Genomic DNA, 21,874 nt, shown 5'->3' with positions numbered 1-21,874 from the left:
GTGCCGCCGCTAGGGGGCCTTACACGGCATCACCGGGGGTGAAGGGCCCCTTCGGCTCGGCTACGGGAGACTCAGTGCCCGCCGCCCTTGGCTTCCTTCTCCGGCGCGGGCGCCCGGCTGCCCGGGTGCGACGGCGCCGCGACCGGCAGGTCGACCGTGATCGAGCCGGAGTTCTTGAAGACGAAGGTGACCTTGATGGTCTGGCCCGCCCACACCGGCTGCTTCAGCCCCTGCAGCTCGATCGTGGCCTTGCCCACCTGGTCCGGCGCGTTGGTCGTCTCCGGGCCCGCGGACGGCGTGACCGTCCCGGCGGAGCTCGACGGGGCGCCGGAGGACGAGGGGGCACCCGACGACGACGCCGGCGCGGAGGACGGGGCGCTCGTCGGGGCGACCTCCTTGGTCGACTCGACCGAGTCGGACGGGCCGATCACGAGCGCGTGGGTCGCGGCGATGACCTTGGAGCCGGTGATCTTGGCGTCACCGGTGGCGGCTTCGGAGGAGACGGAGACGAGCTCGTCGTCCAGCTTGCCCTGGTTCACGATGGTCAGCGTCAGCGGCGCGGCGGAACCGGCGGGGTACGCCTGCCCCTCGGTCGGGAACTGGAGCGCGGCGTTCCGCAACACCAGATCCTTCGCCTGCGCGTACGTCCCGTTGACCGCGGGCTGCTGCGAGTCGGTCTGGGTGATCTGACCAGCACCGCAGCCGGCGAGCACGAGCGCGGCGCCGAGCGCCAGCACACCTGCGCCGAACACGCGACGATTCTGCAGCCTCACGTCGGAGTCCTTCCATCTCACGGCCTCTTCACCGCGAAGACTAGCCGGGCGCCTTCGCGGGCGAAGAACCCGGTGCGTGTTGACACCCCACCAATGCGGTGACGTGCCCAAGATCAACCGTCCACAAAGGATTTGGAAATCGTTCGCTTCTCACCAGCGTGAGCATGGGCGAATTGGGTTTGTCAACCCCCGGGCGGAGCACCGTCAGGCCGCTGACCTGCGACGACGATCGCGGGCCGCTAGGTGGGCCTCGTCGGCACGTGCTAAGATGAATTCAGCGAAAGGGGCAGAGGACACATGGTTTTCAAGGTCGGAGAGACCGTCGTCTACCCGCACCACGGTGCCGCACTCATCGAAGCCATCGAGACCCGCGTGATCAAGGGCGAGGAGAAGAAGTACCTCGTCCTCAAAGTCGCGCAAGGGGATCTTACGGTTCGCGTGCCCGCTGACAACGCCGAGATCGTCGGCGTTCGTGATGTCGTCGGGCAAGAAGGACTGGACAAGGTTTTCGACGTTCTGCGTGCTCCGCACACCGAAGAGCCCACGAACTGGTCTCGTCGGTACAAGGCCAACCTCGAGAAGCTCGCCTCCGGCGATGTGAACAAGGTGGCCGAAGTGGTGCGCGACCTCTGGCGGCGAGAGAAGGACCGCGGACTTTCAGCCGGCGAGAAGCGCATGCTGGCGAAGGCGCGGCAAATTCTGGTCAGCGAGCTGGCGCTCGCGGAGGGCACCGACGAGGACAAGGCTGAAGTCCTCCTCGACGAAGTTCTGGAAACCGCGACAGTCTGAACCGGCGGGTGTCCCACGCCAGGTGAGGCTGCGGGGGATACCTCTACGATCGCGCACATATGAGCACCGTCCATATGAGCACAATCGTGTTCGTCACTGTCGTTCGACACCATGCCTCCGACGCGGAGCTCGCTCTCGCGCCGGTCAATGGTGAAGCGCTACTCACGCACACTGTGCGGGGGCTGCTCGCTCTGCCGGATCTCGATCTGGTGGTCGTAGCGGCCCCCGAGCGGTGTGCTGATTTGTTTTCGGCCGCTTTGAGCGGCTTCGAGGAGCGTTGCCGGATAGTACCCGGCGCGTCACTCGAGCATGCTTTCGACACCGTCGAAAAAGAGATCACCGGGAATCCGGTCTTCCTCGTGCACGACGCCTTGCGCGCCTTCACTCCGGCGGACACGATCCGTGCCGTCGCGGACGCGGTCCGTGCGGGCTCGCCTTGCGTGGTCCCCGTACTGCCGATGGCGGACACCGTGAAGGTGACCGACGCGGCGAAGGTGATCACGGGTACCGAGGACCGCGCATACCTGCGCACGGCCCAAACCCCGCTCGGCTTCACTCGTGAGACTTTTCTCTCGTATGCCGCCGAGCCGTCTCTCGACGGCGCGCACACCATCCCGGGACACCCCGACGCGATGCGCGTCACCAACGCGTTCGAACTGAGACTGGCCGAGGCGATCGCGATGGCCGGGAAAGAGGAAGTGCTGTGACTGCTCGCACCGCGGCACCCGAGCGGTCCGAAGAGCGCACCCCTCGTCAAATGCGACCCAAGACCGCCGGGTCTGACCTGCCATCGCGCGAACTGGCGAAGAAAGAGGAAACCCTGTGAGGATCGGCAACGGCGTCGACGTCCACCCCGTCGAGGCGGGCCGCGAATGCTGGATCGCCGGTCTTCTCTGGCCCGGCGTCGACGGTTGCGCGGGCCATTCCGACGGCGACGTCGCGGCGCACGCGTTGTGCGACGCGCTCCTGTCCGCGGCCGGGCTCGGTGATCTCGGCGCGGTGTTCGGCACCGGCGACCCGCGCTGGGCGGGCAAGCACGGCGTCGAGTTCCTCGCGGAGGCGCGGCGCCTGGTCGAGGCGGGCGGTTGGACCGTCGGCAACGCGACCGTCCAGATCGTGGGCAACGCGCCGCGCGTCGGGAAGCGCCGCGAAGAGGCCCAGAAGGTGTTGAGCGAGGCCGTCGGCGGGCCGGTGAGCGTCTCCGGGACGACGACCGACGGGCTCGGCCTGACCGGACGCGGCGAGGGCATCGCGGCGTTCGCGACGGCGCTGCTCCTGCCCTCGCAGGAATAGCCGCCGACCGGAGCCGGTTCGGGCTGTCATGGCAGTCACACTTCCCGAACCGGTCCGCGAGCTGGTGGACGGCAAGAACTTCGCGACCGTGGCCACGCTGGACGCCGACGGCGGCCCGCAGACCTCGGTCGTCTGGGTGGGCCTCGACGACGGCGATCTGGTCTTCAGCGCCACCGAAGACCGGCTGAAGGTGCGGAACCTGCGTCGCGACCCTCGCGCGAGCGTGTCGATCACCGACGCGGAGAACCCGTACCGCCACACGCAACTGCGGGGCACGGTCACGATCACCCCGGACCCTGAAAAGGTGCTCCCGAAGGCGCTCAGCCACAAGTACCTCGGCCAGGACCCGCCGTCGGAGGGCCCGGAGGTCGAGCGGGTGATCGTCCGCCTGCGGGTGGACAGGATCGCCGGGAACGTGGCCTAGGCTCGCGATCATGGGTGTGACCTTCAACGAAGCGACCAAGAAACTCCTCGACGGCAACAACTTCCCGGTGCTGGCGACCATCAACGCCGACGGCTCCGCGCAGACGTCCGTGCTGTGGGCGAAGCGGGACGGCGACACGGTGATCTTCGCGACCGTCCGCGGCCGTCTCAAGGAGCGGAACATGGCCAGGGACCCGCGGGTGTCCGTCTCGGTCTTCGACCAGGAGAACCCGTACGACTACGTCGAGATCCGCGGGACCGTGGAGATGACCGACGAGGGCGGGCGCGAGCTGATCAACGAGCTCTCGCACAAGTACCTCGGCAAGGACTACCCGGAGGAGCCGGCGGACGTCGTCCGCGTGCTGGTCCGGATCACGCCCACCAAGATCACCGGCAACGCGGCCTGACACGCGCCATGAAAGGTCCTTTCCTTGCAAAATTTGCAAGGAAAGGACCTTTCATCTCACACGCGAGGGGCGGCGAGGACCCCACGATCGTGGCTAATGTGGGGCCCGTGACCCTTCGCGCTGTGTTGTTCGACTTCTCCGGCACGGTCTTCCGGCTCGAACAGGACGAGACCTGGCTCGCCGACCTCACCGACCACGAGGGCGAGAGCCTCGACATCGAGGCCCAGACCGAACTGATGCGCCGGATGACCGCGCCGGTCGGCCAGGTCGTCGACCTCGACGAGGAGCACCTGCACGCCTGGAACCACCGCGACCGCGACCCGGTGCTGCACCGGAAGGTGTACCTCGAGGTCCTCAAGCAGTCCGGGGTGCCGCACGCCGACCAGGCGGTCGCGCTCTACACCCGGCTGATCGATCCCACTCAGTGGACGCCGTACCCGGACACCGAGGCGGTCCTCAAGGGCGTCTCCGGCAAGGGCCTGAAGGTCGGGGTGCTGAGCAACATCGCCTTCGACATCCGGCCCGCCTTCGGCCGCCGGGGCTGGGACGCCTACGTCGACGAGTTCATCCTGTCGTTCGAGGTCGGAGCGGTGAAGCCGGAGCCGGAGATCTTCCGCGCGGCCGTCGAGCGGCTCGGCGTCGACCCGGCGGAAACGCTCATGGTCGGCGACAGCGAGGAGGCCGACGGCGCCGCACGCGAGATCGGCTGCGCGTTCGCGCTGGTAGAGCCACTGCCGACGACCGAGCGGCCGGACGCCCTGCTCAGCGTCATGCGCGCCCATAACGTGCTGTAATACGGTCACTGCGACACCGCTCACGCCCACCCCGTACGCTTTTAGGGTGGCACTACACCTCTATGACACGGCGACCCGGAGCGTGCGGGAATTCCATCCCGCCCGTAGCGGAACGGCGTCCATGTACGTGTGTGGTGCCACCGTGCAGGGTGTTCCCCACATCGGCCATGTCCGCGGCGCGCTGAACTACGACGTCCTGCGCCGCTGGCTCGTCCACAGTGGACTCGACGTGCTGATGGTCCGCAACGTCACCGACATCGACGACAAGATCCTCACCAAGGCCGCCGCGGCGGATCGTCCCTGGTGGGAGTGGGCGGCCACGCATGAGCGCGCCTTCGAGTCGGCGTACGAAGCCCTCGGCTGCTTGCCGCCTTCGATCGCCCCTCGGGCGACAGGGCATGTCACGCAGATGGTCGAGTTGATGCAGCGGCTGATCGACGGCGGGCACGCCTACGCCTCGGGCGGCGACGTGTACTTCTCGGTCAAGGCGTTCGACGGCTACGGCGATCTCTCCGGCCAGAAGCTCGACGAGGTCCAGCAGGGCGAGAGCCTCGGCGAGGGCAAGCGCGACGCGCGCGACTTCACGCTGTGGAAGGCCGCGAAGCCGGGCGAGCCGTCATGGCCGACGCCGTGGGGTTCCGGCCGTCCCGGCTGGCACCTCGAATGCTCGGCGATGGCGACGGCGTATCTCGGCGCGGAGTTCGACATCCACGGCGGCGGCGTCGACCTGGTGTTCCCGCACCACGAGAACGAGCGCGCCCAGTCGAACGCGGCGGGCGACCCGTTCGCGCGGTTCTGGCTGCACAACGCCTGGGTGACCATGTCCGGCGAGAAGATGTCGAAGTCGCTCGGCAACACGGTCTCGATCCCGGAGATGCTCAAGGACTACCGGGCGCCCGAACTGCGGTACTACCTGGTCCAGCCGCACTACCGGTCGACGATCGAGTACTCCGACGGGGCGCTCACCGAGGCCGCGCAGGGCTACCGGCGGATCGAGCAGTTCCTCCGCCGCACGGCGGGCATCGCCGGCGCGGTCCACCTCGGCGAGATCCCGGACGGGTTCGCCGCCGCGCTCGACGACGATCTGGCCACTCCGCAGGCCTTCGCAGTGCTGCACAACACCGTCCGCGACGGTAACGCCGCCCTCGACGCGGCCGACAATTCCAAGGCACTCGAAATCGCCGCCTCCGTGCGCGCGATGACCGACGTGCTCGGCCTCGACCCGCTCTCCGCGCGCTGGTCCGAGGCGGGCGGCAATGAGACGCCCACCCGGCAGGCGCTGTCCGAACTCGTGGAAGGGCTGCTCACCGAACGGCAGCAGGCCCGCGCCGAGAAGGACTTCGCCCGTGCGGACGCCGCGCGTGACCGCCTCCAGCAGGCGGGCATCGTGGTGGAGGACACCCCGAACGGTCCACAGTGGACCGTCAAGGAAGTCTGACACTTACTCGGTTTCTAGCTCAAGGATTCTCACTGATGGCAGGCAACTCCCGGCGCCAGGGCGCTATTCGCAAGCCCGGCACGAAGAAGGGTCAGGTCGTCGGCTCCGGCGGCCAGCGCCGGAAGGGCCTCGAAGGCAAGGGCCCGACGCCCAAGGCCGAGGACCGGCCCGGCCACAAGGCGTACCGGATGGCCAACGCGCGTGACCGCAAGGACCAGGCGCGGCAGAAGAAGGCCGACAAGCCGGAGCTGATCGCCGGGCGCAACCCGGTGGTCGAGGCGCTGCGCGCCGACGTGCCCGCCACCGCGCTGTACGTCGCGATCAACATCGAGATCGACGACCGCGTGAACGAGGCCGTCCGGCTCGCCGGCGACAAGGGCATCTCGATCCTGGAGATCCCGCGCGAGGAACTCGACCGCAAGACCAACCGGGCCATGCACCAGGGCCTCGGCCTGCAGGTCCCGCCATTCGTCTACGCCGATCCGCACGACCTGATGGCCGTCGCGAAGAACTCGGGGGAGACCCCGCTGTTCGTCGCGCTCGACGGCGTCACCGACCCGCGCAACCTCGGCGCGGTGATCCGCTCGGCCGCCGCGTTCGGCGCGCAGGGTGTTCTTCTGCCGGAGCGGCGCAGCGCGGGCATGACCGCGGTCGCGTGGCGGACCTCCGCCGGCACCGCGGCCAAGCTGCCGATCGCCGTCGCGACCAACCTGACCCGGCAGCTGAAGGCGTGGAAGGACGACGGCCTGATGGTCGTCGGCCTCGACGCGGACGGCTCGGTGGACATCGACGAGCTCGACCTCGCTGCGGATCCGCTGGTCATCGTGCTCGGCTCGGAAGGCCGCGGCCTGTCCCGGCTGGTGCGCGAGACCTGCGACGCGACCGTGTCGATCCCGATGGCGGCGGGCGTCGAGTCGCTCAACGCGTCGGTCGCGGCCGGGGTGCTGCTGGCCGAAGTGGCTCGCCGTCGTCGGCTCGCGGGACGTGTCTGACCCCGCACTTCGTCACACGGCGCGGGGTGCAGTGGCCATGGTGAACCCGCGTCCGCGATCGACGTCGGCAGGGCGCGGCGTGATTCTCCACCTCGCGGGCAGCGTCAGGAGCGCCCTGCCACCGCGATAGCGGGGCTTTCGGCCGGGCGGGTTAGCGCGTGTGGTCACTTTCCCGGGCCATCTCAGCTCCGCCACCTGGCGCGCAGGCTAAGGTCACCAGCGGATAACGCGTAACCGCCCTGGGGGACCCCGCACCGATGTCGTTCATTTCACCGCTGTTCCTGTGGTACTTCATGCCGGCGGTCCTGCTCGCCGTACTGGTGTGCCCGCGCAGCTGGCGGAACGGCATCGTCGCGGTCGGCAGCCTGATCTTCTACGCCACCGGCGCCGGGCCGTACACGCTCGTGCTGCTCGGCTGCATGGTGGTCAACTTCCTCGCCGGGCCCGCGCTGGAGCCGAACGCGTGGGACCTGCAGAACAAGCGGCGCAAGCGGCTACTGCTCGGGGTCATCGGCCTCAACGTCGGCATGTTGCTGATCTGGAAGTACGCGGGGTTCGCGACGCAGCAGATCGCGGCCGTGACGCACTGGTTCGGCGGCGGTTTCCCGGTGGCCGACCTGGTCATCCCGATCGGCATCTCGTTCTACACGTTCCACCACATCTCCTACGTGGTGGACATCTACCGCGGTGAACGCCGCGCGCTGCGCGACCCCGTGTCGTTCGCCGCGTACATCGCGATGTTCCCGCAGCTGGTGGCCGGGCCGATCGTGCGGTTCCGGGAGATCGCCGACCAGCTGCCGCAGCGGCGGTCCCACCGCCTCGACGACATCGCCGCCGGTTTCCCGCGGTTCGCGCTCGGGCTGTGCAAGAAGACGATCATCGCGGACTCGCTCAGCCCGATGGTGGACGCCTGCTTCAACACACCACCGGACCAGATGACCTTCGCGATCGCCTGGCTCGGCGCGATCGGGTACACCCTGCAGCTGTTCTTCGACTTCTCCGGGTACTCCGACATGGCGATCGGGCTCGGGCGCATGCTCGGCTTCCGGCTGCCGGAGAACTTCGCGAGACCGTACTCGTCGGTGACCATCACCGAGTTCTGGCGACGCTGGCACATGTCGCTGTCGCGCTGGTTCCGCGACTACGTCTACATCCCGCTGGGCGGCAACCGCACCGGCGCCGGGCACACGTACCGGAACCTGTGCATCGTGTTCGTGCTGACCGGGTTCTGGCACGGCGCGCAGTGGACGTTCCTGATCTGGGGCATCTACCACGGCGCGCTCCTGATCGTGGAACGCGCTTTCGGCTACGACGTCACCCCCGAGTCGCAGGCCGCCCGCATCGGCCGTCGCGCGCTGACGCTCGTGCTCGTGGTCTTCGGCTGGGTGTTCTTCCGCGCCAAGGACCTGCCGCACGCGCTCGGCATGATCGGGCACATGGTGCTGCCGGACTTCACTGGCCTCACCGACGTCGTCGAGAGCGCGGTGACCAACCAGCGGCTGGTCATCCTGCTGTGCGCGCTGGCCATCGTGTTCCTACCCGCCCATCCGGTGACCGGGCCGCTGCTGGAGTCCTCACGGAGCCGCCCGGCGACGGCGCTGCGGATCGGCGTCATGACCGTCGGGCTGGTTTACGCGGCCATCCTGATCGCGACCGGGACGTTCAGCCCATTCCTCTACTACCAGTTCTGAGGGAGCACCGAGTATGACCGACCTGGCCGCACAGCCCGGCGTGATCGCCTACGTCGACAACCACGACGGCCCGCGGCGGCTGCTCACCATCGACATTCCACTCGTCCGCCATGCCCAGATCTTCGCGCCTCTCGCGAGCATCGACGGCAGGCAGTACGTGGTCTCGTGGGGCGCCGTCATGTTCGAAATCCCCGCCGACCGGAATGTGCACGTCAGCGTGCACCTGCATACCAACTACACGGGCCGCGCGGGAGACACGTCGACCCAGTTCGCGTCGATCGTCCTCGCGCCCCACGCGGCGCCGGTCCGGCTGGCCGCTCAGTTCCCGTCCAACGGGGAGGGTTCGCTGCTGCCGGTCGGTTAGCTTGGCCGCATGACCGACGGCTGGAAGCGGGATCGGATCGGTTCGGCGCTGCGCGGGGAGAACCCGACGGTGCTGCGACGGCTGGACGCGGGCTTCGCGGTGATCGGCGATACGCAGTTCCTCCCGGGTTACTGCGTCCTCCTGACCGATTCCCCCGCTGTCGGCAGGCTGACCGGGCTACCGCGGCCGCGACGGCTGGAGTTCCTGGCGGACATGGAGTTGCTCGGCGAAGCCGTCGAAAACGTCTGCGCGCGTAGGGATCCGGGCTTCCGCAGGGTGAATCTGGAGATCCTCGGCAACACGGATCCCTTCCTGCACGCCCACGTCTGGCCGAGGTACGACTGGGAACCGGCCGACGTGGTCGGACGGCCGGTCTGGCTGTATCCGGTGGAAAACTGGGTCTCTTCGCTGGGGCCTCAGCACGATTCCCTGCGTTCCGAGCTGACCGCGGAGATCGACAGGCTGCGAGCCGCGTCGACCACGAGCTGAGCGAAGTCCCTGCCGCGCACCATCGGCAGGTAGTGCCCGGCTTTCGGCACGGTGACGAGGCGCCCGTCGGCGCAGGCGTCGAGAAAGCGGCGCTCATCGCGGCGGAAGTGATCTCGTGAGCCGTTGATGAGCCAAGTGGGGCCCGGATAGGCCGCGAGTTCCGCCAGCACGTCGAAGTCCGCGAAGGCCGTGGCTACGTCAGGGATGACCTCGGTCGCGATTCCGCCGCCGATCACCGCTTCGGCGAGTTTCGGTGGCAGGGCACTGCGGAACTGCCATCGGCTGAGCCGCTCTCCCCGGTCCGGCAGCCGCATGAGCAAGCGGTGCGCCAGGCGGAACGGAGTTTCCAGCACGCGGCCGGGCAGTAAGGTCGAGCCCGCGACGACGAGGCCGGCCACACGCTCCGGATACCGCGCGGCCGCGGCGATGGCGGCGTAACCACCGAGGGAGTGCCCGACGACCAGCGCGGGTTCGTCGATGGCTTCGGCGATCACGTCGGCCGCGTCGTCCAGGGTGAACCGCTCTCCCCGGCGGGTGCCGTGGCCTGGGAGATCGACTGCTTTTGCGGCTTGTCCGAGCAGTTCGAGCTGCTCGGTCCAGGCGGCGCCGCTGAGCCGGATGCCGTGGACGAAAACGAGGGGGACCATGGAACTACCTCCAGAATGCAACGCACCGTTGCGTTGCAAACTACGCGCGCTCGCCGCTCGACGCAACGGTGCGTTGTATTGTTCTCCGGTGACCACCCGGACCGGCCCGCGCAAGGCCGAGGCGATCTTCGCCGCCACCCTCGAACTTCTGGCCGAGCACGGCTACGACAAGCTCGCCATCGAGGCCGTCGCCGCCCGGTCCGGCGTCAACAAGACGACGTTGTACCGGTGGTGGCCGTCGAAGGACGCGCTCCTGGCCGCCGCGCTGCGCGACTCGGGCCTGTTCGCCCTCGACGTCCCCGACACCGGCAGCCTGCGCGGCGACCTTCTCGCCGTGGCAACGCAAATCCACCGGCTGCTGACCTCGGAGCACACCTCGCCGGTCGTCACGGCGGCCTTGACCGCGGGCACCCGGCGTCCCGAACTCGGTGGCGTGGCACGGAGTTTCTTCGCCGACCGCAGGACACGCGAAGAGCCGATCTTCGAACGCGCCACCGCGAGGGGCGAACTGCGCGCCGGCGTCGATCCGGTTCTGGTGATGGATCTGCTCGCGGGAGCGATCTGGTTCCGGCTGCTGCTGCGCGGCGGCGAAGCCGGTCCGAAATTTCTCGAAGAGGTCGTCGACACGGTATTGGGTGGTTCCGCGTGAAGATCGCACTGAAGATCGAATCCGAGCGACTCGAAGATTATCTCGCCGCCGACGCGATCGTCGATCACGATCACCCACTGATCCGCGAAACGGCTGACGGGCTGTCACCGACCGGTGGCACCGACGTCGACGTGATTCGTTCGATGTTTCACTTCGTGCGCGACGAGATCGACCATACGGTGGACGCCGCCGATTCCCGGGTCACCCTGATGGCCTCCGAAGTTCTGCGCGAGCGAGTCGGGCTCTGCTACGCGAAGGCCCATCTGCTGGCCGCTTTGCTGCGCAGCCAAGGCATCCCGGCCGGCTTCTGTTATCAGCGGATCGGTGTCCTGCACGGGCTCAACGGCGTCTACGTCGCCGGTCTGGACCGGTGGATCCGACTCGACCCCAGAGGCAACAAAAACGGTGCGGACGCGCACTTTCCTTTGATACAAGCGAGCCTGCTGGAAGATGAGCGGCTCGCGTGGACACTCGACCCGGACAAGGGCGAGATCGACTTCCCCACGGTGTACGCCGCACCGTCTTCGGCCGTCGTCGAAACCTTGTCGTCGGCGAAGCCCGGACCCGCGTGGTACGAAGGAATCCTTCCGCACGCTCCGTGAGTGGTTTTTCCGCGATCCGGGAAAACCTCCGATGCGAAACCGGTATTGCCGAGCGTCACCTTCGTTGTCGGTCGCTTTCCCCCGAATTTCTTATTTCGGCCTGGTCACGATGCGCGTAGAGTAACTCCCCGCACTCGAACAGATACGCACCGCGTTCGTCCGTTCGAGTGCTGATCAAGGAGGTGACCTTCGTGCCCGCGGAAGCCGATCGGCTCCGCCGTACCCCGTTGCAAGAGATCTTCTGGACCAGGACGAGTCTGCTGCTCACCGTACTGGTCGTCGTCGCGGGCCTCAGCCTGTGGATCTCCAGCATGATGGATCCCGGCGCCGGCAAGACACTGCTCACCTCACTGGGCACCGGCACCCTGATCTCCGCGGTGGTCGGCTTCGGCCAGACCCTGATCACCGCCACCGCGTCACAGCGCGCGATGGTGACCCCGGTGATCGAGGAAAGCCGACGGGCGCTCGAAGCGCTCAGCGCCGAATACCGTTCGCTCAACAAGGAATTCTTCCCCACCCACGTCTTCGAGGCGACCACCGATCCGGATCCGTTGTTCAACCGGGTCATGACCGAGGACCTCGACGTGACAAGGCACTACTTCTTCCGCGGGTTCTCCGGTAGGCACGCCGCGGCCAGATTGCTGTTGTCCCGTACCGAAAGGGAGCTTCGCGTGGTCATCGCCGACCCACGCGACGAGGGCGCGATCGGCGGCAGGGCACGCTATCTTCTCCGCAGCGAAGAAGCGGGAATGGACTACGAGACGATCCGGAAGCGGCTCAACGACGAGATCAGCATCGGCCTCGTCGGGCTGTTCCTGGCGCGCAGCCGGTGCTCGCTGGTGGACATCACCGTCGTCGCCGATCCGCCACTGGACCGGCTCGAAGTGTTCGACGAGAGCGTTTGGGTGACCTTGTACAGCGACATCCGCGGCGCGACCACGTTGTACCCGCGCACGCTGCGGTTCAGCGAAGGTTCGTTCCTGTACAACAAGGAACGCTCCGAGTTCCTGCGCGTGTCCCAGTCCCGCTCCGGACGGCACTTCCGCATCTCGACCACGACGACGAGGGCGGATTTCCTCGCCCTGTACGAAAAGATCACCGGCTCTCCCCTGTCCGAAGAGAACTTCCTCGAACTGGAAGGGAAATTCCACTCCTTCCGGAAGGAGTTCACCACACTCGCCGAGCTGAACCCCTGACCTCTCGGCGTCGCACGGCACTAGATTTGAGGAGCTGAAGTTGCTCACTCGCTTGTCCCCACTCACCCAGTTCTCCGCGCTGCTCCGGACCACGGACCTGCCGCTGACGCAGCACTGGCAGATCGTCGACGGGATCTTCCGCGACTGGACGTCGAGACCAGAGCTGCGTGACGACCTCCGGCGGCATTTGGATTCCCTGAGCCCGGACGAGGCGAGCGCGGTACTCGAGCGGTCCCGGGAGACCACCACCCATTTCGCCTGGTGCCTGCTCGATTGCCCGACCGATCCCTTTTCGATCTGGCTGCACGAGTACAAGGCACCGGCGGACTGGCGCGAGGGGTACGCCGATTCCGTGCACAATCACAGATATCACTTCTGCACCACGATCCTCCGTGGAAACTATGTGCACGAGCGCTATTCGACCCTGCGAGATCAACTTTCCGGATTGATCACATCGGTTCGGTTACGACGTAGCACGCTGTGCCAAACGGGCTCCGCCGGCGTCATGTACGCGGACGAGTTCCATCGGATTCCCGAGGCCACCGAAGGAACTATGACGTTTCTGGTGAAATCACGTCCTGTGAGCGACTTCAGTCTTTCCTTTGACCCGAAGACCGGAATCGGACATCGTCACGTTCCGGTCGAGGTCCGATTGGGGGATTTGGCGGGCCGCATCTGACTACACACCGCCGCCGAAGGCGCATACCCTTGCTCCACCCGTCTGTAAACGGGATCGGAGAGGTGTATGCGCGCGCGAAAGAGCACGATTCCTTCCCAGACCATCGATGCCGTCGAACACCATGTCCGGCGGCTGTGCTGGCGTTATGCGGACAAACTGCAGTTCCACGGCTGGCATCACGTGAGTTTCGTCCGGGCCAAGGCGGCGGGGTTCGCCGATCACAACGGTGCGGACCGGGCTGTCGTCGAGGTGGCGGCACTGGTGCACGATGTGAACTACATCGTGCACCGGAACTCCCCCGCGGCCGCCGGACGCGACCTCCGGCTGGACATCCTGCGGGAATGTGGTGTCGAGGAGACCGCGGCCCGGTGGATCGACGAGATCATCGACGAAGCCGAGATGGCGACCAGAGGACGGCACATCTCGCTCGAGGCTCAGGCGCTGAGCGACGCCGACACGCTGTTCAAGGCGCTGCCGGTGACGCCCGTCGTACTCGCCCACCGTTATCTGCGCGAGAACGGGTTGAGCCTCCGCGAGCTGGCGCACAAGATCGTCGGCGAACAACGCGATGTCCACGACAGTGGCTACTACTTCTACAACCCCAAAGCGGCGGAGAACTACTCCCGCTGGGCGTTGGCGAATCTTCAGTTGTGGCAGTGCATCAAGGAAGCCGTCGACGATCCGACGGTCGTCGAGCTCCTTGACGCGGTACACGCCGTGGACACCACGGACTTCGAGGCCGAGCCCGCTGCTTCCTAGTGGCGCGGTCAGCGCTGGCCGTAACCGCGGAGTTTCTCCACGACGTGCTCGATCTCGGCGGGCGGGAGCAGGTTCGGTGTTCCCGCCGCCCGGGCCGTCAGCCACACCTGGCAGACCCACTCCAGCTGTTGCGCCCGGCTGTAGGCGGAGCCGAGGCTGTCGCCGAAGGTGATGGTGCCGTGGTTCGCCAGCAGGCAGCCACGGCGTCCTTCCAGCGCTTCCAGCATCACTTTGGCGAGCTCTTCTGTGCCGTAAGTCGCGTACGCCGCGACGCGGGCCGTCGGGCCGATCGCGGCGAGCATGTAGTGGATCGGCGGCACCTCGGTGACGAGAGTGGAGACCGCCGTGGCGTGCACGGAATGCGTGTGCACCACGGCGGAGACCGGTTTGCCGTCCGGATCCGCCGCCCGCCGGTACACGGTGAGGTGCATCGGGAGTTCGCTGGTCGGTTTGAGCGAGCCGTCGACGACCTCACCGTCCAGGCCGACGACCGGTACGTCCTCCGGCCGCAGCCCGGCGTAGTCGACTCCTGTCGGGGTCACCGCGATCAGGTCGCCCTGCCTCGCGGAGACGTTCCCGGAGGTGCCGACCACGAGTCCGTCGGTGGTCATCCGGCGAGCGAATTCGCAGACCGCCAGGCGTTCTTTGGCCAGGATCACCGTCACAACCTCCAGAGTCCGCGGGCCGCGGCCAGTGAGGCCTGGTAGTCGGCGTAGCCCTGCTCGTAGAACTTTACGTTCTCGGGCCTGATCTCGACGACGCGTGCGCTTTCCGCCCAGAGCTCCCTGTCGACCGGCTCGCCGAGGGCGTCTGCCGCGACGATCACCGCTCCCCGCGCGCCGACCCCGGGATCGCCGGGGATCACGATGGGCCGCCCGAGAACGTCGGCGAAGATGCGGGTCCACTCGAGCGAGCGAACCCCTCCGCCGCAGGCGTACAACGTCCCGGTGAGCCCGGCGGCGTCGAAGCAATGCCTTGCCGCGTAAGCGATCGACTCGCACAGCGCCCGGACGATGTCGCCGCGTTCGCTCTCCAGACTCAGCCCGGAGAACTGCGCCCTCGCCGAAGCGTCGACGAAGGGGGCTCGCTCACCCGACGCGGAGAGGAACGGCAGCGCGCGAACACCACCCGCGCCCGGCCTGCTCGCGTCGAGCAGCGGGCCGATCTCCTCGACCGCGATGCCGAACAGACGGCACACCCAGTCGATGCCCGCGGTGCCGACCATCGCGGGCATCGCCCGAAGGAACTCGCCATCTTCCGGCGTGCACAGGAACATGCCCGCCGGCTCGCCTTCCGGATCGAACTCCGCCGAGTCCGTCAGGACCTGGCACGCGAGTGTGGTGCCCGCCGTGAGGATGCCGTCACCCGGCCGTCGTACCCCGGCGCCGATGGCACTCGCGGGCAGGTCGAACGGCCCCGCGGTGACCGGCAGCCCGACGGGAAGACCGAGCAGCGCGGCTCCACGCTCATCCAGCCGGAAGACCGTCTTCGGCGCCGCGGGCTCCGCGAACAGGCTCCGGCGGTGGGAGAGCCCCACGGCCGCGATGGCGTCTTCGTCGTAGCGCCGGGTCGCCGGGTCGAGGAAGGGCAGCGAAGCATCCGACGCGTCGACGGTGATCTCGCCGGTCAGCCGCTGGAGCACCGCGTCGACGCAGTAGCCCGCCACCGCCGCCCGGTCCAGCGACTCCGGTTCATGAGTGTCCAAAAAGGACATGATCGCCGCGGCGCAGCCAGGGAACATTCCCGACGCGGTGCGGCGGAACACTTCCCTGGTCACCCCGTCGGCCTGCCATTTGGCGAGCAGCGAGTTCGCCCGTCCGTCGAGCCAGGAGATCGCCGGGCGCACCGCCTCGCCGGATTCGTCGCGCAGCCACAACCCGTCACCCTGTCCGGTGAGGGCCAACGCGGTGACCGGACCGTCGAGCCCGGCGGCGACCTCGCGCACCACCGTCGCCACGGTGCCGAGCACCTGGTCGAGGTCCTGTTCGACCAGCCCGCCCGGCAAGTGGTGCACCTCGGAAGTGGTGCACGCGCTCGCCACGGACATCCCGGCCTTGTCGAAGACGACCGCTTTCGTCAGTGACGTGCCGATGTCGACGCCGATGATCATGGCCGCAGGACCTCGGAGTTCGCCAGGTTCGCGAGCGCCTCCCCGCGGACGTACCGGCCGACCTCGGCGGCGACGATGCTCGCCGCCCGCTCCGCCGTCTGCCTGCTGGCTCCGGCGAGATGCGGGGTCGCGATCACGTTCGGCGCGTCCCGCAGGGCCCAGTCCGCGGGCGGAGGCTCGACGTCGTACACGTCGAGCGCGAGTGCGCCGAGCCGTCCCGAACGCAGGGCTTCCGGCAGCGGGGAGTAGTCCAGCAGGCCACCGCGCGCGGTGTTGACCAGTACGGCACCCTTCGGCAGCAACGCGAGTTTGGCGGCGTCGATCAGGTGCCGGGTCTCCTCGGTGAGCCGGGCGTGGAGGCTCACCACGAAGCTGCGGCGCAGCAGATCGTCCAGCTCGACGAGCTCCGCGCCGTCGGCGGCGATCTTGGCGGGGTCGGCGAACGGGTCCGAGACCAGCACCTTCGCGCCGAACGCCACGAGCACCTTGGCCACCCGCGCGCCGATCGCGCCGTATCCGACCAGGCCGACGGTGGTCCCGTCGAGTTCGAGGCCGGCCTGGTCGTAGGCGTAGTAGTCACCGCGCCAGGTGCCGCCCAGCAGTTCGGCCGAGGACGTCGAGATCCGGCGCATCGCGGCGAGGATCATCCCCACCGCGAATTCGGCGGCGGCACCGGCGTTCCGGCCGGGTGCGTACGTCACCGCGACACCTGCCTCGGTGGCCGCCGCGAGGTCCACGTTGACCGGGCCGCCCCGGCACACCGACACGAGTTTGAGCCCCGGCGCGGCGGCGAACACCTGTTTGGTGAAGGGCGCCATCTGGGTCACCGCGACCTCGGCTCCCGCCAGCGCCTCGATCACCTGCTCCTCGGTGCCGCTCGCCTCGTGCACGTTCGCGACCGGGCCGAACGGCTCCACGGGCCACGGCAGGGTCAGTTCCGAGAGCTCGTGCCCGGCGCCGATCTCGGCACGGACGGCGTCGGCCAGCAGGCCGGTGCCGACGAAATGGTCTCCCGCAGCGAGTATCCGCAACTCTGCGTCCTCTCTCCGTGCCCGCATCGGGCAGTTCTCAGTGTCTGTCGGTGAATCCGCTACCGCAATCGACGCCGCTCGGCTTTCGCCGGCCGTTTCAGTGCGCTTGTTCGTATTCGGTGATGTGCGCGACCTTGGTCGCGCTGGCCGAGGCCGGGTCGAAGCGGTGGCCGACCCATTCGGCGACGATCTTCTTCGCCAGCTCCGGACCTATCGCCCGGGCTCCGAAGGTGATCACCTGACAGTCGTTCGACTTGACCGAACGCTCGGCCGAGTACGAGTCGTGCGCGACCGTGGCGCGGACTCCTGGCACCTTGTTCGCCGAAATGGCCATACCGATCCCGGTCCCGCAGACCAGCACGCCGCGATCCGCCTCGCCCCGCGCGATCCTCTCCGCCGCCGCGAGCCCGAGCAGTGGGTACGCCTTGTCGTCGGAGCCATCGGCCACGCCGAGGTCGGTGACCTCGTCCACCCGGTCATCGGCGAGGAGCAGGTCACGCAACTGGTCTTTGAGAGCCACCCCGGCGTTGTCCGCCGCCACCACGATCCGCATTCAGTCTTCCTTTCCCAGAGCCTGGCCGACCGCGGTGACGAGCAACGCGAACGAAGTGGCCCCGGGATCGGGGTGCCCTTTGCTCCGCTTCGCCAACCGCGCCGCCCGTCCCTTGGCGGGCAGCAGGTCCGCCGTGGCCTCGGCCGCGCTCACCGCGACCTGAGCCGCCTTCTGCCAGGCCTGCGGGACGTCGGCGCCCGCCTCGGCCTGTTCGCGCAACGCCAGCCGGAACGGCTCGATGGCGTCGAGCATGGTCTTCTCGCCGGGCTCGGCCTTGCCCAGCTCGACGAACGCCGCCACGGCCCCGTCGACGGCGTCCGCGATGGCCACCGTGGTGACCTCGTCCGCAGATCGTCCCCGCAGTCCCGCACCGGTCTCGACGAGCAGGACCCCGTACAGCGCACCGGACGCACCGCCCGCGGCGTCGGCGAACGCCGTCCCGGCGGCCAGGAGCGCGGTGGACAGCGAGTCTTCGTCGCGCCGCGCGGCGGCCACCGCTGCCCGCATCCCCCTGGTCATGCCCAGACCGTGGTCGCCGTCCGCCGCGACCGCGTCCAACCTGCCGAGTTCGGCCTCGTTGGCCTCGATGTCGTGCAGGGCCGCCGTCAACACGCGGTCCACGATGCCCTGTCCCGGAGCGGTCTCGGTCAGCAGCGAGTCCACTGTGGACTCCAACGGAACCTGCGCCAGTGCGGCACCGGTGCTCCGGTAGCCAGGGGTGTCGCAAGGAGCCGCGTAGAGCTCGGCGAGTTCGTCGTCGAGCACCAGGATCGACAGGGAGACACCCGCCATGTCGAGCGACGTGACGAATTCGCCGACCTCGGTGTGCAGCGGGCTGAGCCCCGCCGCGGCGAGCCGTTCGTGCACGCGGGTGTAGGTCGCGAACATCTCCTCGTACTTGGTGCGGCCCAGCCCGTTCAGCAGGACCACCACCCGGCCGTCACCGGCGGGCAGCTCCGGGAGGAGGCCGTCGACCAGTTCGTCGGCCAGCTCCTGTGCGCTCAGCCTGCCGACCGTGCGCACGCCGGGCTCGCCGTGGATGCCGAGCCCCAGCTCCATCTCGCTCTCACCGACGGTGAACAGCGGGGCGGAAGCCCCTGGCAGGGTGCAGCCGCCGAACGCGACGCCGAAGGTCCGGGTGTTCGCGTTCGCCTTCTCCGCCACCGCGTGCACGGCGGCCAGATCGTCACCGCGTTCGGCGGCGGCACCGGCGATCTTGAAGACCAGGAAGTCGCCCGCGACGCCTCGACGCTTCTCCGGCGCGTCGGCGGGACCGCTGGCGATGTCGTCGGTGACCAAGATCGTCCGGCTTTCGACGCCCTCGGCGGCCAGCCTGCGCGCCGCGAGACCGAAATGCAGCACGTCGCCCTGGTAGTTGCCGTAACCGAAGAGCACGCCGGCGCCGCTCTCCGCGGCTCGCGCCGTGCGATAGACCTGTTCGGCGCTCGGGCTGGTGAACACGTCACCCACCACGGCGCCGTCGGCGAGACCGGGACCGACCAGCCCGGCGAACGCGGGGTAGTGCCCGCAGCCGCCGCCGATCACCACCGCCACCTTGGGCGCGGAATCCTCCCGGCGCAGCACGCCGTAGGCATCGGGCACCTTGCGCACCGAACGCCCATAGGCGGTGACGAACCCGTCCAGCCAGTCGCGTTTGAACGTCTCCGCGGTACCCAGGACCGTCATCGCCCGCTCGCTTCCGCGAGTTCGCCGGACAGGTACGCGAGCAGCTTGCGGCGCACGTCGTCGTTGTTCTCCGCGACCTCGGCGGCCAGCTCCAGCGCGTCCGGCTTCGGCGGGTACACCGGGTTCGGCAGCGCGATCACGGTGAGCCCGGCCGCGGCGGCGGCGCGGATGCCGTTGCTGGAGTCTTCGACGCCGAGGCATTCCTCGCCGGACCGGCCCAGCCTGGCCGCGGCTTCGAGATAGACGTCCGGACTCGGCTTGCCCCTGGCGACCTCGGCACTGGAGACGGTCGCGGAGAACTCACCGGTGAGCCCGTGTTTGCCGAGTACCGCGTCGATCACCCGGCGGGCGGCCGACGACGCCAGCGCGACCGGCACCTTCGCGCTCACCTCGCGGACCATCTCCCCGGCGCCCGGCAGCAAGGGCGCCTCGCCCGCCTCGATCGCGGCGATCATGCCGTCCACCACGGCACGCTCGACCTCGGCCGCGCTTTCCGGGGTGCCGGACCGCTTCGCGAGGTACGCGGCCCATTCGGGCGCGCTCATCCCCTGCACGGACGCGGTGTCCTCAGCGGTCCATTCGGTGTGGTGCCGGGCGGCGTACGCCACCCAGTTCTCCTCCCAAAGGTGTTCACTGTCGACGAGGACACCGTCCAGGTCGAACACCACCGCGGCGAGTGCCATCCGGCATCTCCTTTCACATCGATGCTGTTAAGTTAACATCGATGATGTGATCTGAACAAGCCCCGAGGAGGGATCCCGTGGTAGCACGGTTGTTATTGGCACGGCACGGCCAGACCGAATGGCACGCCGAGAACCGGTACGCGGGCAGCAGCGACGTCGCGCTGACCGAGGAAGGGCTGCGCCAGGCGGACGAGCTCGCCGGCTTCGCCGCGGCGGTCAAGCCGTCGGCGGTGTACTGCTCGCCGCAGAGCCGGGCCCGCCGCACGGCGGAGCCCTCGGCCGACGCGCTCGGCCTGCCTTTGCGAGTGGTCGACGGACTGCGTGAAGTCCACTTCGGACTGATGGAAGGGCGCACCAGGGACGAGCTCGCGGCGACGGATCCCGATGCGGTCGCACGGTTTCTCGCCGATCCCGTGACCGGCGCCTTTCCCGGGTCGGAACCTCCAGGGGAAGCGGCCGCACGCGGAGCCGGGGCCTTGCGCGGAATCGCCGCCGAGGTACCGGGCGAGACGGTGCTGGTTGTCGCGCACAACACGCTGATCAGGCTGACCCTGTGCGCGCTGCTCGGCATCCCGCTCGAGACCTACCGCACGGTGTTCCCGCGACTGGACAACGCCGCCGTCACCGAGATCGCGATCGACGGCACGCGCACCGGCCTGCTGCGCTTCAACCAGCCGACGCACACGCGATACTGAGCGGCATGAGCGATGAGAAGACGACCGGTGCGAGCGCACACTCTCGTAACACGCGTCAGCAGCTGATCACCGAATACGTCTTCAAGACCGGCTCCTCGAGCATCGCCGAACTGGTGGAACTCACGGGCGTCAGCACCATGACGGTGCACCGCGACGTCGACGAACTGGCCCGTCGCGGTCTGCTCCGGAAGTACCGGGGTGGCGTGTCGGCCATGCCGTCGACGGTCTTCGAAAGCAACGCCGACTACCGGATGAACGTGCATTCGGAGGAGAAGATGGCCATCGCCGCACACGCGCTCGCCCGCGTCGAACCGGGGATGTCGATCCTGCTCGACGATTCCACGAGCGCGCTCGCGCTGGCGAAGATGCTGCACCGGGTCACCCCGCTGACCGTCGCGACGAACTACCTCGGCGCCATCGAACTGCTCAAAGGCGTCCCCGACCTGCGGCTCATCTGCATCGGCGGCGACTATTCGGCGACCCACGACTCGTTCCTCGGCATGCAGAGCCTCGAGGCGATCGAGCGGATCAACGTCGACGCGACCTTCGTCTCGACCTCGGCGATGAACACGCGGATGACGTTCCACCAGGAGCCGGAGATCGTCATGCTGAAACGCGCGATGCTGGCCAGCGCCCGGACGAAGGTGCTGCTGATGGACCACAGCAAGACCGAACGCGCGGCACTGCACCGGCTGGCGCCGCTGAGCGACTTCGACGTGCTGATCGTCGACGACGGGGTGGAAGAGCATCTGGCCGAGGAGATGCGGAGCCAGGTGGAAGTGGACATCGCGGAACTCTGAAGGCTGCGGCGAGCCGGCGGGTGCGGGGTCGGGTCTTGCGGTCCGAGAGGCCTTCACGGACTTACCTACCACCCACTTGCCCAGAGTCGCGGCTCCATCCGGTGCCGGGACAACACAGGGCGCAGTTGACGAGGTTTATCGATCCTGTGGCTTCCCGGGAGCAAGGGCTGCTCATTCGGTGCCCCCAATTGGAGACACTCGACCACCGGCCACACTGCTAGGTGAACAAAGACGAATCGCCAAGGAGTCCTTCACGGACTCGGAACCACGCCTATGCCGCCCCACCAGTCGCGACGATGGCGCGTGAAGGCCCCCTTCCTTGCGCCTGGCG

General features: G+C 68.2%; 26 protein-coding genes. 18 read left to right on the top strand and 8 right to left on the bottom strand.

Annotated elements, in window-relative coordinates; all coding sequences use genetic code 11:
• Positions 1 to 71: 71 nt before the first annotated feature.
• Complete coding sequence (locus ACFVM3_RS37780) at positions 72 to 773, bottom strand: hypothetical protein (protein ID WP_378444640.1); 702 nt, start codon at positions 771 to 773, stop codon at positions 72 to 74.
• 297 nt (positions 774 to 1,070) lie between these two features.
• Here ACFVM3_RS37780 and ACFVM3_RS37775 point away from each other — a divergent pair, with 297 nt between their 5' ends.
• The 11 genes from ACFVM3_RS37775 (at position 1,071) to ACFVM3_RS37725 (ending at position 9,453) form a co-directional block, all read left to right on the top strand.
• On the top strand, positions 1,071 to 1,562 hold the full coding sequence (locus tag ACFVM3_RS37775) for a CarD family transcriptional regulator (RefSeq protein WP_004559016.1): 492 nt from the start codon (positions 1,071 to 1,073) through the stop codon (positions 1,560 to 1,562).
• A gap of 74 nt (positions 1,563 to 1,636) precedes the next feature.
• A complete protein-coding gene (locus ACFVM3_RS37770) occupies positions 1,637 to 2,269 on the top strand; it encodes a 2-C-methyl-D-erythritol 4-phosphate cytidylyltransferase (protein WP_378444639.1) in 633 nt (210 codons plus the stop codon).
• 115 nt (positions 2,270 to 2,384) lie between these two features.
• Positions 2,385 to 2,855, top strand: a complete 471-nt coding sequence (gene ispF / locus ACFVM3_RS37765) for a 2-C-methyl-D-erythritol 2,4-cyclodiphosphate synthase (protein WP_034310203.1) — start codon at positions 2,385 to 2,387, stop codon at positions 2,853 to 2,855.
• Positions 2,856 to 2,883: 28 nt separating this feature from the next.
• Positions 2,884 to 3,279, top strand: a complete 396-nt coding sequence (locus ACFVM3_RS37760; protein ID WP_378444638.1) for a PPOX class F420-dependent oxidoreductase — start codon at positions 2,884 to 2,886, stop codon at positions 3,277 to 3,279.
• Positions 3,280 to 3,289: 10 nt separating this feature from the next.
• Positions 3,290 to 3,685, top strand: coding sequence for a PPOX class F420-dependent oxidoreductase (locus ACFVM3_RS37755; protein WP_378444637.1), 396 nt, complete (start codon positions 3,290 to 3,292; stop codon positions 3,683 to 3,685).
• A 107-nt stretch (positions 3,686 to 3,792) separates the two neighbouring features.
• Entirely contained in the window at positions 3,793 to 4,479 is a 687-nt protein-coding gene (locus ACFVM3_RS37750) for an HAD family hydrolase (RefSeq protein WP_378444636.1), read from the top strand.
• Between the two features lie 46 nt (positions 4,480 to 4,525).
• Positions 4,526 to 5,917, top strand: a complete 1,392-nt coding sequence (gene cysS / locus ACFVM3_RS37745) for a cysteine--tRNA ligase (protein ID WP_378444635.1) — start codon at positions 4,526 to 4,528, stop codon at positions 5,915 to 5,917.
• 35 nt (positions 5,918 to 5,952) lie between these two features.
• A complete protein-coding gene (rlmB, locus tag ACFVM3_RS37740) occupies positions 5,953 to 6,909 on the top strand; it encodes a 23S rRNA (guanosine(2251)-2'-O)-methyltransferase RlmB (RefSeq protein ID WP_378444634.1) in 957 nt (318 codons plus the stop codon).
• Between the two features lie 257 nt (positions 6,910 to 7,166).
• On the top strand, positions 7,167 to 8,600 hold the full coding sequence (locus tag ACFVM3_RS37735; protein WP_378444633.1) for an MBOAT family O-acyltransferase: 1,434 nt from the start codon (positions 7,167 to 7,169) through the stop codon (positions 8,598 to 8,600).
• Positions 8,601 to 8,613: 13 nt separating this feature from the next.
• On the top strand, positions 8,614 to 8,964 hold the full coding sequence (locus ACFVM3_RS37730; RefSeq protein ID WP_125791254.1) for a hypothetical protein: 351 nt from the start codon (positions 8,614 to 8,616) through the stop codon (positions 8,962 to 8,964).
• Between the two features lie 9 nt (positions 8,965 to 8,973).
• Entirely contained in the window at positions 8,974 to 9,453 is a 480-nt protein-coding gene (locus tag ACFVM3_RS37725) for a hypothetical protein (RefSeq protein WP_378444632.1), read from the top strand.
• Here ACFVM3_RS37725 and ACFVM3_RS37720 read toward each other — a convergent pair.
• Positions 9,381 to 10,100 carry an alpha/beta fold hydrolase gene (locus ACFVM3_RS37720; RefSeq protein ID WP_378444631.1) on the bottom strand — a complete coding sequence of 240 codons (720 nt, stop codon included), beginning with the start codon at positions 10,098 to 10,100 and terminating at the stop codon, positions 9,381 to 9,383. The two genes, ACFVM3_RS37725 and ACFVM3_RS37720, sit on opposite strands and share 73 nt — an antisense overlap.
• 88 nt (positions 10,101 to 10,188) lie before the next feature.
• Here ACFVM3_RS37720 and ACFVM3_RS37715 point away from each other — a divergent pair, with 88 nt between their 5' ends.
• The 5 genes from ACFVM3_RS37715 to ACFVM3_RS37695 all read left to right on the top strand — a co-directional run bounded on the left by ACFVM3_RS37715 (position 10,189) and on the right by ACFVM3_RS37695 (position 13,985).
• The gene (locus ACFVM3_RS37715; RefSeq protein WP_378444630.1) at positions 10,189 to 10,749 is read left to right on the top strand and encodes a TetR/AcrR family transcriptional regulator; all 561 of its coding nucleotides are present in this window, start codon (positions 10,189 to 10,191) and stop codon (positions 10,747 to 10,749) included.
• Positions 10,746 to 11,351, top strand: a complete 606-nt coding sequence (locus ACFVM3_RS37710) for a transglutaminase family protein (protein WP_378444629.1) — start codon at positions 10,746 to 10,748, stop codon at positions 11,349 to 11,351. The genes ACFVM3_RS37715 and ACFVM3_RS37710 overlap by 4 nt, the downstream gene beginning before the upstream one ends.
• Positions 11,352 to 11,608: 257 nt before the next feature.
• Complete coding sequence (locus ACFVM3_RS37705; RefSeq protein WP_378444641.1) at positions 11,609 to 12,547, top strand: hypothetical protein; 939 nt, start codon at positions 11,609 to 11,611, stop codon at positions 12,545 to 12,547.
• A gap of 40 nt (positions 12,548 to 12,587) precedes the next feature.
• Entirely contained in the window at positions 12,588 to 13,226 is a 639-nt protein-coding gene (locus ACFVM3_RS37700) for a hypothetical protein (protein WP_378444628.1), read from the top strand.
• A 66-nt stretch (positions 13,227 to 13,292) separates the two neighbouring features.
• Positions 13,293 to 13,985 (top strand): HD domain-containing protein, encoded by a 693-nt coding sequence (locus ACFVM3_RS37695; protein ID WP_378444627.1) that lies wholly within the window; start codon positions 13,293 to 13,295, stop codon positions 13,983 to 13,985.
• Between the two features lie 8 nt (positions 13,986 to 13,993).
• Here ACFVM3_RS37695 and ACFVM3_RS37690 read toward each other — a convergent pair whose 3' ends face one another.
• The 6 genes from ACFVM3_RS37690 to ACFVM3_RS37665 all read right to left on the bottom strand — a co-directional run bounded on the left by ACFVM3_RS37690 (position 13,994) and on the right by ACFVM3_RS37665 (position 20,048).
• Positions 13,994 to 14,644 carry a class II aldolase/adducin family protein gene (locus tag ACFVM3_RS37690; RefSeq protein WP_378444626.1) on the bottom strand — a complete coding sequence of 217 codons (651 nt, stop codon included), beginning with the start codon at positions 14,642 to 14,644 and terminating at the stop codon, positions 13,994 to 13,996.
• A 2-nt stretch (positions 14,645 to 14,646) separates the two neighbouring features.
• A complete protein-coding gene (locus ACFVM3_RS37685) occupies positions 14,647 to 16,095 on the bottom strand; it encodes an FGGY family carbohydrate kinase (RefSeq protein WP_378444625.1) in 1,449 nt (482 codons plus the stop codon).
• The gene (locus ACFVM3_RS37680) at positions 16,092 to 17,126 is read right to left on the bottom strand and encodes a 2-hydroxyacid dehydrogenase (RefSeq protein ID WP_378444624.1); all 1,035 of its coding nucleotides are present in this window, start codon (positions 17,124 to 17,126) and stop codon (positions 16,092 to 16,094) included. Before ACFVM3_RS37680 ends, ACFVM3_RS37685 begins: the two co-directional genes overlap by 4 nt.
• A 97-nt stretch (positions 17,127 to 17,223) precedes the next feature.
• A complete protein-coding gene (locus ACFVM3_RS37675; RefSeq protein ID WP_378444623.1) occupies positions 17,224 to 17,679 on the bottom strand; it encodes a ribose-5-phosphate isomerase in 456 nt (151 codons plus the stop codon).
• A complete protein-coding gene (locus tag ACFVM3_RS37670; protein WP_378444622.1) occupies positions 17,680 to 19,365 on the bottom strand; it encodes a dihydroxyacetone kinase family protein in 1,686 nt (561 codons plus the stop codon). It lies immediately after the preceding gene.
• Positions 19,362 to 20,048, bottom strand: coding sequence for an HAD family phosphatase (locus ACFVM3_RS37665; RefSeq protein ID WP_125683585.1), 687 nt, complete (start codon positions 20,046 to 20,048; stop codon positions 19,362 to 19,364). The genes ACFVM3_RS37670 and ACFVM3_RS37665 overlap by 4 nt, the downstream gene beginning before the upstream one ends.
• Positions 20,049 to 20,125: 77 nt before the next feature.
• Here ACFVM3_RS37665 and ACFVM3_RS37660 point away from each other — a divergent pair, with 77 nt between their 5' ends.
• The gene (locus ACFVM3_RS37660) at positions 20,126 to 20,743 is read left to right on the top strand and encodes a histidine phosphatase family protein (protein WP_378444621.1); all 618 of its coding nucleotides are present in this window, start codon (positions 20,126 to 20,128) and stop codon (positions 20,741 to 20,743) included.
• A 5-nt stretch (positions 20,744 to 20,748) separates the two neighbouring features.
• Positions 20,749 to 21,543, top strand: a complete 795-nt coding sequence (locus ACFVM3_RS37655; protein WP_378444620.1) for a DeoR/GlpR family DNA-binding transcription regulator — start codon at positions 20,749 to 20,751, stop codon at positions 21,541 to 21,543.
• Positions 21,544 to 21,874: the final 331 nt, after the last annotated feature.

It is taken from the genome of Amycolatopsis sp. NPDC057786 (genome assembly GCF_042797905.1).
GTDB lineage: Bacteria > Actinomycetota > Actinomycetes > Mycobacteriales > Pseudonocardiaceae > Amycolatopsis.
The sequence above is the reverse complement of the archived record's forward strand: the minus strand, read 5'-3'. Positions and strand labels throughout refer to the sequence as shown.

Excerpts from the sequence above, each read along its gene's own strand:
- ACFVM3_RS37775 (WP_004559016.1), top strand. The coding sequence starts at position 1,071 with ATGGTTTTCAAGGTCGGAGAGACCGTCGTCTACCCGCACCACGGTGCC.
- ACFVM3_RS37770 (WP_378444639.1), top strand. The coding sequence starts at position 1,637 with ATGAGCACAATCGTGTTCGTCACTGTCGTTCGACACCATGCCTCCGAC.
- ACFVM3_RS37760 (WP_378444638.1), top strand. The coding sequence starts at position 2,884 with ATGGCAGTCACACTTCCCGAACCGGTCCGCGAGCTGGTGGACGGCAAG.
- ACFVM3_RS37755 (WP_378444637.1), top strand. The coding sequence starts at position 3,290 with ATGGGTGTGACCTTCAACGAAGCGACCAAGAAACTCCTCGACGGCAAC.
- rlmB (WP_378444634.1), top strand. The coding sequence starts at position 5,953 with ATGGCAGGCAACTCCCGGCGCCAGGGCGCTATTCGCAAGCCCGGCACG.
- ACFVM3_RS37735 (WP_378444633.1), top strand. The coding sequence starts at position 7,167 with ATGTCGTTCATTTCACCGCTGTTCCTGTGGTACTTCATGCCGGCGGTC.
- ACFVM3_RS37730 (WP_125791254.1), top strand. The coding sequence starts at position 8,614 with ATGACCGACCTGGCCGCACAGCCCGGCGTGATCGCCTACGTCGACAAC.
- ACFVM3_RS37725 (WP_378444632.1), top strand. The coding sequence starts at position 8,974 with ATGACCGACGGCTGGAAGCGGGATCGGATCGGTTCGGCGCTGCGCGGG.
- ACFVM3_RS37720 (WP_378444631.1), bottom strand. The coding sequence starts at position 10,100 with ATGGTCCCCCTCGTTTTCGTCCACGGCATCCGGCTCAGCGGCGCCGCC.
- ACFVM3_RS37695 (WP_378444627.1), top strand. The coding sequence starts at position 13,293 with ATGCGCGCGCGAAAGAGCACGATTCCTTCCCAGACCATCGATGCCGTC.
- ACFVM3_RS37685 (WP_378444625.1), bottom strand. The coding sequence starts at position 16,095 with ATGATCATCGGCGTCGACATCGGCACGTCACTGACGAAAGCGGTCGTC.
- ACFVM3_RS37675 (WP_378444623.1), bottom strand. The coding sequence starts at position 17,679 with ATGCGGATCGTGGTGGCGGCGGACAACGCCGGGGTGGCTCTCAAAGAC.
- ACFVM3_RS37670 (WP_378444622.1), bottom strand. The coding sequence starts at position 19,365 with ATGACGGTCCTGGGTACCGCGGAGACGTTCAAACGCGACTGGCTGGAC.
- ACFVM3_RS37665 (WP_125683585.1), bottom strand. The coding sequence starts at position 20,048 with ATGGCACTCGCCGCGGTGGTGTTCGACCTGGACGGTGTCCTCGTCGAC.
- ACFVM3_RS37655 (WP_378444620.1), top strand. The coding sequence starts at position 20,749 with ATGAGCGATGAGAAGACGACCGGTGCGAGCGCACACTCTCGTAACACG.